At 67.0% G+C, this 13,868-nt stretch carries 13 protein-coding genes; 4 read left to right on the top strand and 9 right to left on the bottom strand.

Going from position 1 to position 13,868, the window contains the following annotated elements:
• The first annotated feature begins 60 nt into the window (after positions 1-60).
• On the top strand, positions 61-600 hold the full coding sequence (locus tag AC3A5K_RS16065) for a DUF924 family protein (protein ID WP_487618561.1): 540 nt from the start codon (positions 61-63) through the stop codon (positions 598-600).
• Positions 601-762: 162 nt separating this feature from the next.
• On the opposite strand, the gene cls is transcribed toward AC3A5K_RS16065, so the two are convergent.
• The 3 genes from cls to rpmB all read right to left on the bottom strand — a co-directional run bounded on the left by cls (position 763) and on the right by rpmB (position 3,835).
• Positions 763-2,181 (bottom strand): cardiolipin synthase, encoded by a 1,419-nt coding sequence (cls, locus tag AC3A5K_RS16060; protein WP_487618560.1) that lies wholly within the window; start codon positions 2,179-2,181, stop codon positions 763-765.
• A gap of 1,241 nt (positions 2,182-3,422) precedes the next feature.
• Positions 3,423-3,587, bottom strand: coding sequence for a 50S ribosomal protein L33 (gene rpmG, locus AC3A5K_RS16055; protein ID WP_096296520.1), 165 nt, complete (start codon positions 3,585-3,587; stop codon positions 3,423-3,425).
• 11 nt (positions 3,588-3,598) lie between these two features.
• Positions 3,599-3,835, bottom strand: a complete 237-nt coding sequence (gene rpmB / locus AC3A5K_RS16050) for a 50S ribosomal protein L28 (protein WP_096209782.1) — start codon at positions 3,833-3,835, stop codon at positions 3,599-3,601.
• 381 nt (positions 3,836-4,216) lie between these two features.
• Here rpmB and AC3A5K_RS16045 point away from each other — a divergent pair, with 381 nt between their 5' ends.
• Complete coding sequence (locus AC3A5K_RS16045; protein WP_487618559.1) at positions 4,217-5,347, top strand: MFS transporter; 1,131 nt, start codon at positions 4,217-4,219, stop codon at positions 5,345-5,347.
• Between the two features lie 130 nt (positions 5,348-5,477).
• Here the strand turns inward: AC3A5K_RS16045 and AC3A5K_RS16040 are convergent, their stop codons facing one another.
• Genes AC3A5K_RS16040 through AC3A5K_RS16025 form a run of 4 tightly spaced genes read right to left on the bottom strand, consistent with a single transcriptional unit; the run spans position 5,478 to position 9,897 of the window.
• Complete coding sequence (locus AC3A5K_RS16040) at positions 5,478-6,179, bottom strand: DUF2894 domain-containing protein (RefSeq protein ID WP_487618558.1); 702 nt, start codon at positions 6,177-6,179, stop codon at positions 5,478-5,480.
• A complete protein-coding gene (locus tag AC3A5K_RS16035) occupies positions 6,169-6,813 on the bottom strand; it encodes an OmpA family protein (protein WP_487618557.1) in 645 nt (214 codons plus the stop codon). The genes AC3A5K_RS16040 and AC3A5K_RS16035 overlap by 11 nt, the downstream gene beginning before the upstream one ends.
• Positions 6,810-9,161, bottom strand: coding sequence for a DUF802 domain-containing protein (locus AC3A5K_RS16030; RefSeq protein WP_487618556.1), 2,352 nt, complete (start codon positions 9,159-9,161; stop codon positions 6,810-6,812). The genes AC3A5K_RS16035 and AC3A5K_RS16030 overlap by 4 nt, the downstream gene beginning before the upstream one ends.
• Before the next feature lie 10 nt (positions 9,162-9,171).
• The gene (locus AC3A5K_RS16025; protein ID WP_487618555.1) at positions 9,172-9,897 is read right to left on the bottom strand and encodes a DUF3348 domain-containing protein; all 726 of its coding nucleotides are present in this window, start codon (positions 9,895-9,897) and stop codon (positions 9,172-9,174) included.
• Between the two features lie 301 nt (positions 9,898-10,198).
• Here AC3A5K_RS16025 and AC3A5K_RS16020 point away from each other — a divergent pair, with 301 nt between their 5' ends.
• A complete protein-coding gene (locus tag AC3A5K_RS16020; protein WP_487618554.1) occupies positions 10,199-10,555 on the top strand; it encodes a hypothetical protein in 357 nt (118 codons plus the stop codon).
• 191 nt (positions 10,556-10,746) lie between these two features.
• On the opposite strand, the gene AC3A5K_RS16015 is transcribed toward AC3A5K_RS16020, so the two are convergent.
• The gene (locus AC3A5K_RS16015) at positions 10,747-11,067 is read right to left on the bottom strand and encodes a hypothetical protein (protein ID WP_487618553.1); all 321 of its coding nucleotides are present in this window, start codon (positions 11,065-11,067) and stop codon (positions 10,747-10,749) included.
• Between the two features lie 465 nt (positions 11,068-11,532).
• On the opposite strand from AC3A5K_RS16015, the gene AC3A5K_RS16010 reads away from it, so the two are divergent.
• Positions 11,533-12,120: a DUF6990 domain-containing protein gene (locus AC3A5K_RS16010; RefSeq protein WP_487618552.1), complete on the top strand. Its 588-nt coding sequence runs from the start codon at positions 11,533-11,535 to the stop codon at positions 12,118-12,120.
• Between the two features lie 30 nt (positions 12,121-12,150).
• Here AC3A5K_RS16010 and AC3A5K_RS16005 read toward each other — a convergent pair whose 3' ends face one another.
• Entirely contained in the window at positions 12,151-13,815 is a 1,665-nt protein-coding gene (locus AC3A5K_RS16005; RefSeq protein WP_487618551.1) for a MutS-related protein, read from the bottom strand.
• Positions 13,816-13,868 lie beyond the last annotated feature (53 nt).

Genomic DNA, 13,868 nt, shown 5'->3' with positions numbered 1-13,868 from the left:
ATGGGGCGCGAGTATAGGCGCCCGGTCGCCGGGCCCTGCGCGGCGCGCTAGGCTGGCGCAATGACCACGACCCCTGACGACATCCTCGGTTTCTGGACCGACGCCGGCCCCGCCCAGTGGTTCAAGGGCGGCGAGACCTTCGATCGCGAGTGCGACCGCCGTTTCCGCGACGCGCATTTCGCCGCCGCGCGCCGCGAACACGACGACTGGCTCGCAACCGCCAAAGGCGGACTCGCGCTGCTGATCCTGCTCGACCAGATTCCGCGCAACATCTTCCGCGGCAGCGCGCATGCGTTCGCGACCGACGGCCTGGCGCTGCAGCACGCCCGCGCGATGGTCGATGCCGGGTTCGATCGTGAATTCGAGGCCGATCTGCGCGGCTTCGTCTATCTGCCGTTCGAGCATTCCGAATCGATGGAGGACCAGCGCCTGTCGGTGCAGCTCTTCGCCGATGTCGACAATGCGCAGTACCGCGACTACGCACGGGCGCATCTCGACGTCATCGCGCGTTTCGGCCGGTTCCCGCATCGCAACCATGCGCTGGGCCGGATCAATACCGCCGAGGAACAGGCCTGGCTGGACGCGGGCGGCGGCTTCTAGTCCCCGATCCCGGGACGCGCTCGCGCGCGAACGGCTGCGCACGCGATGCCCGTCGTGCGCACGGCTGCGCGCAGCTGCGTCGTTATCGGCGTCGTCGCCGTGCCGCTGCCGTCCCGGCCTCGTGTTCGCGGCAGTCCCGTCAGGCGCCTGCGACCGCGCCGATCACAGAAACGAATCCGCCAGCCGCGCGATGCCCTCGACGCTGCGCCGCCAGGCCGGCCGCCGGTTCCAGTTCGCCAGCGTGACCGGGGTGGCGTGGGCCAGATAGTCGGCCTCGATCCGGCGCATGCGCGCGACCACCTCACGGTCGTAGGCCAGCAGGCCGATCTCGGCATTGAGCGCGAACGAGCGGATGTCGAGATTGATCGAGCCGAGCAGCGCCATGCCGTCGTCGATGCTCATGTGTTTCGCATGCAGAAAGTGCGGCTCGTACAGCGCGATGCGCACGCCGCTCTCCAGCAGCTCACCGTAGTAGGCCTTCTGCGCCCAGGCGGTCAGAGGCTGGTTGTTACTGGCCGACAGGATCAGCTGCACTTCCACGCCCGACAGCGCGGCGATGCGCAGCGCCGTCAGCGTGGCGTCGTCGGGTACGAAGTAGGGCGTCGCTAGCACCAGGCGGTGGCGCGCCAGATGGATCAGCGCATTGACCGTGTCGCGCGCGTTCTCGAACGGATACGCGGGCCCGCTGGGCAGCAGCTGCACCGCGGTGTCGGCATCGGCCAGCGCGGTGGTCGGCGCGACCTCCAGGCGCTCGCCGGTCTCGATGAACCAGTCGCTGGCGAACACGGCTTCCAGATGCGCCAGCACCGGGCCCTGCACGCGGGCGACCAGCTCGCGATTGGGAAACGCCGGGATGAAACCCGGCTGCGCCAGGTTCTGCGAGCCGACATAGGCCGCGACATCGTCGATCACCGCAACTTTGCGGTGGTTGCGCAGGTCCATGCGACTGCGCGCCCAGCGCAATCCGCCGGGCAGCATCGCGTGCATCTCGACGCCGGCCGCGCGCAGGCGCCGCGCGTACCGGTGCAGGCCGCGCTTGGCGCCCACCGCGTCCAGCAGCACGCGGCAGCGCACCCCGCGCGCGGCTGCGCGTTCCAGCGCCGCGACCACCGACTCGCCGACCGCGTCGTCGAACATCAGGTAGTACAGCAGGTGCACGCGCATGCGCGCGCCATCGATATCGGCCAGCAATGCCTGCAGCGATTCGCCGTAGTCGTCCAGCAGGCGCACCGCGTTGCCGTGGGTCGGCATGAAATCGCCCAGGCGTTCGAGCAGCGGCGCCATCTCGGCCGACACGTCACCGGCCGGGGGCGTCCAGCGCAGGTCCGCCAGCGGCCGCTGTTCCTCGCGAATGACCAGCGAAGCCTGCCGCTGCCGGGCGATGCGCACACGCGACAGCCACGGATGGCCCAGCAGCAAGTACAGCGGCAGACCGGCCAGCGGCACGAAACCGATCAGCAGCAGCCAGCTGCGCGCCGCAGCGGGCCGCGTCCGCGCGGGAATCCACAGCAGCGCCGCGATGCGGATGATCCAGTCCGCGACCAGGATTCCCAGGCCCAGGTTGAGCGTCTGCCAGTCCATGCGACCGATTGTGCGGTGTGCGGGCGCGGTGGTGGCAAGGCGTCCGGTCCGGCGATCGCGGTTGCCGAGGTCAGGCGGTGCGGGGGACATTTCGTGGATAGGGGTGACGTGTTGCTTGGCCCCTTCGGCTGTGAGCGCAGTGGGGCGGTTGGTGCCCGGCAGTGAGGTGGGCGCACGCCGGGCCAAGCAGTACGTGATCGCGCGGGGGCGATGCGTGGGGACATGCCAGACGCTGGAATCAATCGCAGGGTCATCCCCGCGACAGATGTCCGGTCAGGCTGGGATCTATGGGCGTTGCGTGGCGGCGTGTTGCGGCTCGGTACTTTCTCAGCGCTGCAATGCGGCGATCCGACTGCACATCAGGCGTGCAGACCGCGCGCTCGAGCGTTCGGAGACGCGGCTTCAGCAATGCTAACGCGCTGGGTGACCAGCCATTCGGCTGTGTTGAGCAGCGCTTCCCGCCTGGCAGACATGGGTCTGTCGAGAGCCGCGGGGATGATCTTTCGGCAGCCGCGCGCGGCGCGCGTGGGTCACGGAGACAGGAAAGCCCACCTTGCGGCGGGCTTCGTTCGAAGGCGCTGGATCCCGGATCAACGCGCTGCGTTGTCCGGGATGACGGCTTTCAGCGGTCATGCGCGCTGCGCGCGGGCCGCGAACACCGAAAAGCCCGCCTTGCGGCGGGATTCTGGATCCCCGCCTGCGCGGGGATGCTGCAACGTCAGCCGCGCTGAAGCGCAGCGCCAGAACGCACAAACCCGCCTTTCGGCGAGTTCTGTGAGGAGGCGATGGATGACCAGCCATTCGGCTGTTGAACAGCGATTCCCGCCTGACCAGACATGCGTCTGTTGAGAGCCGCGGGGATGACCTTCCGGCAGCCACGCGCTCTGCGCGCGGGCCGTGGGTACAAAAAAAGCCCGCCTTGCGGCGGGCTTTTGGATCCCCGCCTTCGCGGGGATGATGCAACGTCAGCCGCGCTGAAGCGCGGGCGCAAAACGTACAAAACCCGCCTCGCGGCGGGTTTTGCATGGAGGCGCTGGATGATCAGCCATTCGGCTGTTGAACAGCGATTCCCGCCTGACCAGACATGCGTCTGTCGAGAGCCGTGGGGATGACCTTCCGGCAGCCACGCGCTCTGCGCGCGGGAAGTGGGTACAAGAAAGCCCGCCTTGCGGCGGGCTTCTGGATCCCCGCCTTCGCGGGAATGATGCAACGTCAGCCGCGCTGAAGCGCGGGTCGTTGCATCACTTGATCTTGCCTTCCTTGTAGATCACGTGCTTCCGGACGACGGGGTCGTACTTCTTGAACTCCATCTTGCCGGGGGTGTTCTTCTTGTTCTTGTCCGTGGTGTAGAAATGCCCGGTGTTGGCCGAGGAAATCAGACGGATCTTGTCGCGCTTGCCTGCCATGTTCTAACTCCTCAGACCTTTTCGCCGCGGGCACGAAGCTCGGCGAGGACGACGTCGATGCCGTTCTTGTCGATGGTGCGCAGGGCCTTGGTGGATACACGCAGCTTGATCCAGCGGTTTTCGCTGGCAACCCAGAAACGACGCTCATGCAGGTTCGGCATGAAGCGGCGACGGGTCTTGTTCATGGCATGCGACACGTTGTTGCCATGCGTCGTACGCTTGCCAGTGACTTGGCAGACTCGGGACATTACGCACCTCGAAGTAATTGATATCGCCCTTAGCCAGGGAGATGGCGGCCCCGATGGCATGGCCATCGCGCGAAACGGGTGGGTGGAGATTCGAAGCACCACTGCCGCGGAATCGCGCTTCCGGGGGCAGGTCAGGCCATGTTTCCATGGGCTGGACGCAACGAGCCGGCCATTCTGCGGAATTTCCCCTTGCCGCGCAAGGCCTTGGCGCTGGCGGGGCGCATGGCGGGCCGGCGCATTGCGCGCGGATCGCCCGCGCTGCACGCTGCGACCCCCGTGACTGGCGCCTCCCACCCCCGTCCGCCGACGCCGGTACAGCCGGTCTGCAGCGGCCAGGGCTGGGCCGGCCTCGGTCGCGCATGCCTCTTCATGGACCTCCCGATGCCGCCGCCCTCCGCCCGCTTCCAGCAGCACGCGACCCGCGCCGCGTTCTTCATTCCCGGCTTCGTCATCGCCAGCTGGGCACCGCTGGTGCCGTTCGCGAAATCGCGCGCGGCGCTGGACGACGCGATGCTCGGCGTCCTGCTGCTGTGTCTGGGCCTGGGCTCGATCATCGCGATGCCGCTGTCGGGCATGCTCGCCGCGCGGCACGGCTGCCGGACGGTGATGCTGGGCACGTGCGCGTTGATGCTGCTCGCGCTGCCGATGCTGAGCGTGGCTTCGACACCACTCGCACTCGGCGGCGTGCTGCTGGTGTTCGGCGCCGGAATCGGCGCGATGGACTGCGTGATGAACGTGCAGGCGGTCGCGGTGGAACGCGACGCGGCGCGCCCGATGATGTCGGGCTTCCACGCCTTCTACAGCATCGGCAGCCTGGTCGGTGCCACCTGCGTGACCCTGCTGCTGACCGCGGGCACCAGCGCATTCGCAGCCACGCTGGTGGCCGCCGGTCTCGCGCTCGCGATCGTCGCGGCTGTCGCCCCCGCCTGGCGGACGGAACGCGCACCGCAGGACGCGCCGGCGTTCGCGGTGCCGCGCGGCCTGGTCGCCGCGATCGGCATCGTGTGCTTCGTGGCCTTCCTTGTCGAAGGCGCGATGCTCGACTGGAGTGCGGTCTTCCTGCACGAGGTCCGCGGCATCGACCTGCGCCATGCAGGCTGGGGCTTCGTTGCGTTCAACGTGGCGATGACGGTTTCGCGCCTCGTCGGCGACCGGGTGATCGCGCACGTCGGTCGTGCGACCGCCGTACTCGCGGGTGGCCTGATCGCCGGTGCCGGCCTGCTGCTGGCGACCCTGGTGCCGGTGTTCGGCGTCCTGCTGCTGGGTTACGCACTCGTGGGCATCGGCTGCGCCAACATCGTGCCGGTGATGTTCACCCTGACCGGGCGGCAGACCGTGATGCCCGAAAGTGTGGCGATTCCCGCGGTCACGACGATGGGCTACGCCGGCATCCTCGCCGGTCCCGCGCTCATCGGCTTCGCCGCGCAGGCGTGGTCGTTGCCGACGGCGTTCGTGCTGGTGGCGGCGGCGCTGGTGTCGGTCGCGGTGCTGGGGCGCAGGCTGACGCGCTGAGCCTGCCGGTGCGACAGGCGTGATCGTCAGGCAGGCGGGCCTGCATGGACCTGTCGAATCGGGGCGCTGCGCCGGACGCAGTGCCTCCGGGCGTGGACTCGCTTTCTCTCTGCGCGTTCGCGCTGTAGCGCTAACGCCGCTTGCGCGCTCTGGGTTTCGCATGCGGCTTCGCGCCCACCGGCTGTGCAGTTTCCTTGCCGGTCAGCACGCCGGCGTCCTGAAGGGTCTCCAGCCAGGACAGCGTGTCGGCGTAGGCGAGAAACTGCTGCAGGTACTCGGGCGACAGGCCGCGCATGAGCGTCAGCGAACGGTGCACGAGGCGGCTGGAGTTCAGCGGGCCGGCGTCTTCGGTCGGGGCTGCAAGCGAACGGCGCACCTGGCTGCCGGTACGCAGTGTCGACCAGAGCTGGCGGAAGTCCTCGAGCGCGGGGAGTTCCGGATAGGCCGTGCGCTGCGACCGGTCGGTGATGCCGTCGCCACGTGCACACGCACCGGGGGTCATCGCATCGACCAGCGTGGCGAGCGCGCTGCGCGCCGGTCCGCGGTCTGTCACCGCGGTCGCGGCGTCTCCGGCCTGCATCGCATCGTCCGCGCTCGACGCACCTGCATCCGCGTCGCGCCCGTTCGCAGGTCGCGCGTCCAGGTGCGCGGCATACGCGTCGATCAAACCGGCCAGCGTCGCGTCCAGTGCCTCACGTGCAGCGCCATCGCGCGCAGCCGCGCGGCGTTGCAATGCCGCGATGCGATGGAAGCGCAACGGGTCCACGCGGTCGGCGCCGGACGCACGCCAGCCGTCGAGCACAACATCGATGTCGGCGCTGTCAGCGGCCATCGGTCTGGGCGGCGGACTGCTGCCGCGGCACGGGTGCCATTTCCACGCGACGGTTCTGCGCGCGGCCTTCGGCATCGGCGTTCGAGCCCACCGGCTGCTGCGCACCGAACGCGGCGGCGAACACCGACTCGGCCGGTACGCCGTCCGCGATCAGTTCACGGGTCACCGTCAACGCGCGCTGCGCGGAGAGTTCCCAGTTGTCGGAGAAGCGGTTGCCGTCACGCACCAGGCGGTCGTCGGTGAAGCCGCTGACCATCAGGATCTCGTCGCGCGACGCCAGGTACTCGGTCAGCGGCCCGGCCAGGCTCTGAAGCAGCTCGCGGCCTTCCGGTTGAAGCTGATCGGACGCCTGCGCGAACAGCACGCTGCCACGGATGCCGATGCGGCCGTCGACCAGGGTGATGCGCCCCGCGGCCAGCGGCGCAGCCAATGCCTGCTCCAGCGTCTGGCGACGCTGTGTCTCGGCCTCGCGCTGGGCGATCTCCGCGTCCAGCTTGAGTTCCAGCTGCAGCTGCACGCCGATCACGCCGACCAGGATCAGCACGAACGCGCCCAGCAGCACCGACATCAGATCGCCGAACGCGGCCCAGATCGGCGCGGACGATTCGTCGTCGCCTTCCAGCTCGACGCTCATGCGGAGGCGGCGCGCGATGCGCCCAACTGCTGCAGGTCTTCGATGATCTGCTTCTGCGCCAGCACGCTGAGGTCCACGACCTCACGTGCCTGCGCCACGTAGTACGCCAGCTGCTCGTCGCTGCGCGCAAGCGATTTCTCCAGCGCGTCCTCAATGCCCTGCAGACGCGTCGCGAGCTGCTGGTTCGATTCGCCGAAGACGTCGACCGCGGCGCCGAAGGCTTCGCCGAGGCTCGCGACGTCCGCCGCGCCGACGCTGAGCGTCGTGGCCACGCCGTCGAGTTTTCCGGTTTCCGCTTCGATGTGATCGGTGAAGCGCGTGCCCACGCGTTCCAGCAGATCGGCCGAGGTTGCGACCAGCGCGTCGATCGCCGCGCGCTGTTCGGTCGACGCGTGATTCACCGCGCTCAGCAGCGTGTCCAGCGTCGACAGCATCTGCGTGCGTTCCTCCAGCATCGCGGTGTCACGCACCATGCTCTCCGACAGCGACTGGCGCAGTTCTGCGATGACCTCGGCGGCTGCGCGCGGCGCTTCCGATGCGGTGTCCACCAGGCGCGAGATCTCGGCGATGGTCTCGCTGGCATGCGCCTGCGTCTGCGCGCCGATGGTGTCGGCGGTGGTCGCGAGCGTGTCGCAGATCGCCTGCTGCTGGCGCGTGGTCTCGGCGCCGGCCTGCGCCCAGTCCTCGCGCAGCGCGGTGCCCATCGCGGTGAGGCTGTCGGTCCATGCGGCGAGGCGCTGGGCGTCCTGCGCCGCGAGCGCGGTCTGCAGTCCGGCATGCGAACTGTCCACCTGCTGCAGCAGCGCGGCCGAGTGCGTTTCGAACGTTGCGGCGGCTACCGTCAGCGCCTGCTGGTGTTGTGCGCTCATCGCGTCGTTGGTCGCGGCCTGCTTTTCGAGCGCGTCGTTCCAGGCGGCGCTCACGCTGTCAGCGGTCGCATCGAGACGCGTGGCGACACTGTCGACCAATGCGGTGGCGCGCTGCTCGAAGGTTTCGCCGATACCGTCGAGTGCGCTGCGCAGATCGGATGTCAGCGCGGCATGCGACGCCTGCTGCGCGGCCAGCGCGTCCTGCCAGCGTTCGGCCACGCTGGCTGTCGACGCATCGAAGCCGGTCGTCAACGCCTGCAGCTGGCGGTCGACGGCGCCGGTCACGGTCTCGTGCAGCGCGGTGGTCTGCGCAGTCGTCGCGTCGAGACGCGTGGTGACGTCGCCGAGCAGGCCGTTCGCGCGCTGCTCGAACGTCGTGTTGAAGCCGTCGAGCGCACCGCGCAGATCGCGCGCCAGGGTCTCGTTCGAGGCCTGCTGGCCATCCACCGCCTGCTGCCAGCGATCAGCCACGGTTGCAGTCGATGCTTCGAAGCCGGCGGTCAGCGTCTGCAGCTGGCGCTCGACCGCGTCGGAGACCGTCGCCTGCAGCGCTGCGGTTTCGCGTGCGAGCGCGGCCATCGTCGTTTCGAACACCGGCTGCAACGCGGCTGTCGCGGCACGCGCGCTGTCGGCGACGCTGGTCTGCAGGGCGCGTTCGACCGAGCCGGCCAGCTGCGTGTAGACCGCTTCGGTGCGGCCGTGGAAGGCGTCCTGGCTGGCGGCGTGGCGCTCGCCTGTCGCCGCGTTCTGCTGCTCGATCGTCGCCATCATCGCGCCCAATCGCTCGACCAGCGCCGGCATCACTTCGGTCTGCTGCTGCAGCAGACGCAGGGTCTCCTCGCGCTGGTGCGCCTGCGAATGCGTGCGCAGCGTCGTCGCGGCGGCCGCATCCAGCAGCTGCACGGTGTGCGCGCGTTCGCGGCGCAGCAGCGCCGAGGCCAGGCCCAGCATCGCCGAGGTCGCGATGCCCGCGATCGATGTGCCGAAGGCGAAGCCCAGGCCCTTGACCGGCGCGGCCAGCGAGTCGCGGATCGCTTGCAGATCGGTCGCCGTCTCCAGCGCCATGCCGGTGCCGCGCAGCATCACCATCATGCCGAGCAGGGTGCCCAGCATGCCCAGCAGCACCAGCATGCCGACCAGATACGGCGTGAGCGCCGGCACCGGCAGCGCGACGCGCTCGCCCTCGATGCGCAGGCGCACCGCATTGCGCAGACCGGCATCCAGCCCGCCCAGCCACGCGCCAAGCGACGCCGGCGGTTCGTTCAATTGCGCCACGCCGTCGGCCAGCGTCTTCGTGGCCTGCCGGTAGCGCAGCAGCTCCAGGCCACCGGCGACGTAACAGGCGCCGATCAGCAGGGTGACGGCAAGCGCCAGCGTGTTCGAGCCGATGTAGCCGATCGCGATCCAGCCGACCACGGCGAGGCCGAGCGCAAACACGAACGCGGGAAGGAGAGCGGTATTACGACTGCTTGAGGACATAAGGACTGCGTCAGTGGGTGCGAAGCGCTGCGAGCAGCCCTTCGACCGGTTGGAAACGGACATCCAGTTCGGCGATCAGCACGCCCTGCATGTCCCTGCGAAAACCATCGAGCCAGGCCGCGGACGGATCCGTGGCCGACGCACCCGCGGCGGCGCGCAGCCGTTCGAAGTGCGTTTCGAGCAATGCCGGCACCGCACCGAGCAACGCGTGCTCGCGCGGGCTCAGCGCGCCCTCCATCACCGCATCCACCTCGGCCAGCCGCGCCATGTCGGCCGAGCGCTGTGCCAACCGGTCGCGCAGATCGCCGCGCAGCCGGCCTGTCGCCATCTGCATCGACCGCTGCAGCGCCAGATGGCGCTGGCGGAAGGGTGCGAAGTCGATCGGGGCTTCTGGTGCCGGTTCGGCATCGTTCGAGGCCTCGGCCGCTTGCGGCTGCGGGATCGCCAGTTCCGGCGCTTCGGCGATCGATGCCATCAACGTCGCCCGCGCCTTGGCGCACACGGCCGCGTCATCGCGATCAACGACTTGCGCGCTCTGTTCAGCCTCGGACGCCTTCGCGTCCAGCACCTTCGACAGCACCACCGCCCGAGTCCAGTCGATCCACTGGCTCAAACGCTCGGCCGGCGCCGGGCCGCCTTGCGGCAGCGTGTCGTCGGTCAGGCGGGCCAGCAGCCGGATGAAGGTCGGGCCGCGGAAGGCGGGGCGGAGCGGGGAATCCAAAGGGGGATCGCGCAAAAGACGGCGATTTTACAGGGTCGGGTGCATCAGGACCCAGTGGTGTCGCGTGGGCATCCGCTACGCAGTGCGATGTGCACCAAGCAGGTTAGAAGCGCTCGGGGCGGGCAGGTGGATGCCATCGATGGTATGTCGAGACCATGGCCGACGTTTCGCTTCTTCCGAACGGACGACCCGAATGTCGTCGCAACAGATGTACGGCGGCCGATCGCCACAGAGATCCCGCGCCGTTGACACTCTTCGACGTCTTGCGGACGATCCACGCGTATTGCCCCGTGCGGGCTTTGAGAATCGTCCGGTTATGAGCGTCTCAACCTCCAGGCTCAGGATGATTCTGGATGACCCGCTTTTCTTTCGGGTATGTCAGGTGGTGTGGGGCATTCCTCTGCTCTCGCTTGGCGTCGTCGGCTTCATGCTCTTCCCGCCGCCAGAACCCAAAGCAGCTTTTTTAGCGCTGCTGTGTATCGCGTTTGGGTTATGGGGTGCCTGGATCGTGTATCAGGCAGTGTTTTCCAGCGATTCGGAAGTAAAAAATTCACAATTGATGGGGGGAGATGGCGGTGGCTGGGATGTCCTGCTCATGATCGGTGCAGGGGTGTTTGCTTTGCCGATCACAGCGCTTATTCGTTATTTCAGACCTCGGCTCGCTAACCACTAACCCTGTCAGGTTCGCTTCGCGTTCGAGGCGGCTAAATGCGGAGTGGGGCGCCTGCGACAGGCTAGGGGCGAGCCGGTCCGTCGACAAAGGGGTCGCGGTGTCGATGTCTGGCACAGCCCGGCGGGCTGCGCTCCGGCCCCAGGCACGGAATGCGCGCCCGGTTTTTGCCTCGGATACAGAAAGCCGCGGTTTCAGCGGGACGGCGTTTCCAGACCAGTCTGCCTGCCGTCTCGCATCAGGTTGCCCATGCAGGATTTGTCGAGAATCAAGGCGATGGCCGCGTTGCGGCCGGCCAGCGTGACGACACGGAACTCGGCCACCGTGCCCAACACAATCGCAACGGCGATCGAGGTCGGTTGAGTCTGTCGGCCTAGTCGCAATTCAGCCGCAGCGGCCGAATGCGTGCAGCCAACTGTCATTTTACGATGGATGCGTTCTTTCGATCTGCGCTGCTGCATCGATTCTTGACAGAAAAATGCCGGTTGCAAGGAAATTTCGGTACATTCGCTCACGTTGGCGGGGAGCCAGTGATCAAAAGGATTTGACCGTGATTCGTACGTGTTCTTCTTCGTTCTTGAGGGCGAGCTTGACTCTTGCGATCAGCTTGTTCGGATCGGCGGCAGCTATTGCTGCGCCGGATCCACAAGACTCGTGGGACTTGATTGATGTTGAAGAGCGAAGCGTGGCAACCGCATGCGTAAGCAAACCGCCGTTGGCCGGGCTCGATAAGGCCGTTCTGCCAGAGTTCTGCGCATGTTTCGCTAAGAAGACTGTGGGTTTGAGCATGCTCGCGCAGATGGCTGGCATACCGGAAGGCGAGGTGGAAGCGCTCAGATCCTCCGCCGTTGACCGGTGTTCGCGCGAAGTAGAGCGAGCAGCTCAAAATTGAATCTTCTTGTCAGTTGGTCGCGTTTCAGGTTCTCCTTCAGCGAGGCGCGCTACCACTGGCGCTGGAAAACGAGTTGGAGACCGGGTTGATGAAGACAGCACATGCGATGTCGATTGTGAAAGCCGTCTGGGAGGCCGGTGGCGCGGGCCAGCCGGCGCGCGACGGGCGTGCACTCTTCATGTTCAAGCGAGCAGAAGGGCGTCGGTATCATCTCGATTTCTCGTTTACCGAGCGGTTTGACGGCTTGGGCGTAAGTTTTGGATGCAGTTTCGTTCCCGACCCGCTGGGTGATGCCGTCGACTTCATCGATCAGCAGCCTCATCGAGTATTCCCGCAGAAGAGTCGGGAATGGCAGTTTTTTCAAGTTCACGGCACCGAGCTTCAAGCACTTGCCGGTCGAGTGATGGCTGAAGCGGAGAGTTGGATTCGAGACGCTGAGTTTGATTCGCACCTGGCTTGGCTGGCGTCTACCCTGGACGTTCCCGGATCTCACCAGCTTTGGCATCTCGCGGCACTGGCTTCGGTAGGGGATCAAGAGACGCTCCGCAACTACCTGTCGCGCATTTCAGATGCCGACAGGGGCGGGCTGTTTCCTTACGTCACGTCCGAACTTTTGGAAAGAGCGTTGTTGCATGCGCAGGCGGTGAGGGCGAGCGGGGCAATTCAAGCGCAGTGATTCGCAGTCATCAGTTCGAAGGTTTCGAGCTCACTCTTCGACGATGTCGGATCTCGTCGTCTGCTCAGCGCAGAAAGTGTCGAACGCCTGGACTTGGTGAGCCGAGGCATACCGCAACGCATCCGCCACGAGGTCCGCCGGAAACCCGTTCCGCGCCAGCAGCTGGATCGCGTTGCGACGATCCGTACGACCGGCCCGCAGCCGGTAGTCGAACCAGCCGTCCACATCCGGATCTTCCTGGAAGTAATACAGATCGTAGGGCCCGGCGACGTCGTCCTGCAGTTCGACGTCGTGCGTGGTCACCAGTACCTGGGCATTGCGACCAAGCCGTTCCAGCACGGCGCGGCCGGCGGCCAGTCGTTCGACGGTGTTGGTGCCGTTGAACAGTTCGTCGATCAGGAACAGACGGCAGGTGCCGCGGTCCGCGCGTTCGATGAAGGTCTGGATTGCGGTCATCTCGGCGAAGTAGTGGCTCTTGCCGGATTCGACCGAGTGTTCGCCGCGGATCACCGCCATGACGCTCGTGTCGGGCAGCGTCGCCTTGCGGGCAAAGCAGAAGCCGAGCGTACGGCCGAGGATGAGGTTGATGCCGACCAGTTTGATGAAGGTGGTCTTGCCGGCCATGTTGGAGCCGGTGATCAGGGCCGAGCGCCCGTCGAGCCGGATCGAGTTCGCGACCGGTCGCTTCGTCAGCGGGTGCGTGGCATCGACGAGGTCGAGCAGCGATCCTTTCGAGATCACGGGTTCGCAGTGCTGCGGCCGCTGCTCGAGGAACGAGGCGACCGCGATGGCGGCATCCACCGCGCCCACGCTTTCGAAGGTCGCCGCCAGTTCCGTACGGACACGAACGAAGCGCGTGACGGTGCGGCCGTAGGCGGCGAGTTCGAGCAGGCACAGCACGTTCAACCAGACCGCGACGACCTGCACCCATGGCGAGTACAGGACGGCGATCCAGCCGAGCGACGCACGGATCTTTCGGCGCAACGGCGCTTCCGCACGCAGACGGGCGAGTTGCGGCAGGGCGGATGCGTCGTCGCGAACCCTGGTCAGGCCGTCTGCGACACGCAGCAGCTGGCTGCAGCCCTTGAGCAGTTCGATGTCGCGGAACAGCGGCGCCGAGAGGCAGAGGATCAGCATCAGATTGACGCCGACCGTGGGCAGCAGCGCCCAGATCGGCAGCGGTGTCGCGACCACCAGCACCAGAACTACGACACAGACGAGACTCCACCACGGCAACAGGCGGTGGAGTGGCCCGACTTCGGGCGGTGCGCCGAAGATGAAGCGGGCCAGTTGCCAGTTCGATGCCGTGTCCAGACCCGCCAATGCGAGTTGCAGGCGTTCGCGCAGCGGCGCATCGGCACGCAGCGTCTGGCAGCTGGCGTAGTGCGCCGCGGCCTGCGCCGGTGCGACATAGCGCCGGAGCTGGCGGTAAAGGGACTGGCTGCCGAGTGGACTCTCGGTCGTGTCCAGGTCGGCGAACAGACGCGGAAACTCGAGATCGATCCAGGTCTGGTCGTCCACGACGTCGCCTGCCGACGTGTCCCGCGTCAGGTCGAAGCAGCGGCTGACGCCGTTGTGCGCCCTGTCGCCCGGCTGGCCCCACTTCGCACGCAGGTTCGCCAGTGCCTGGCGCCGTGGGAACAGGGCATCGAGCAACGCGCGACCGCCATCCTTGAGCAGTTCGAAAATCGTCATGCGTTCGACTGTAGCGGCAATGCGCGTAGGCCGGTTCCGATGTCGCCTGGCGC

The sequence above is a fragment of the Luteimonas sp. Soil_C_5 genome, from assembly GCF_057656615.1.
The sequence above is the reverse complement of the archived record's forward strand: the minus strand, read 5'-3'. Positions and strand labels throughout refer to the sequence as shown.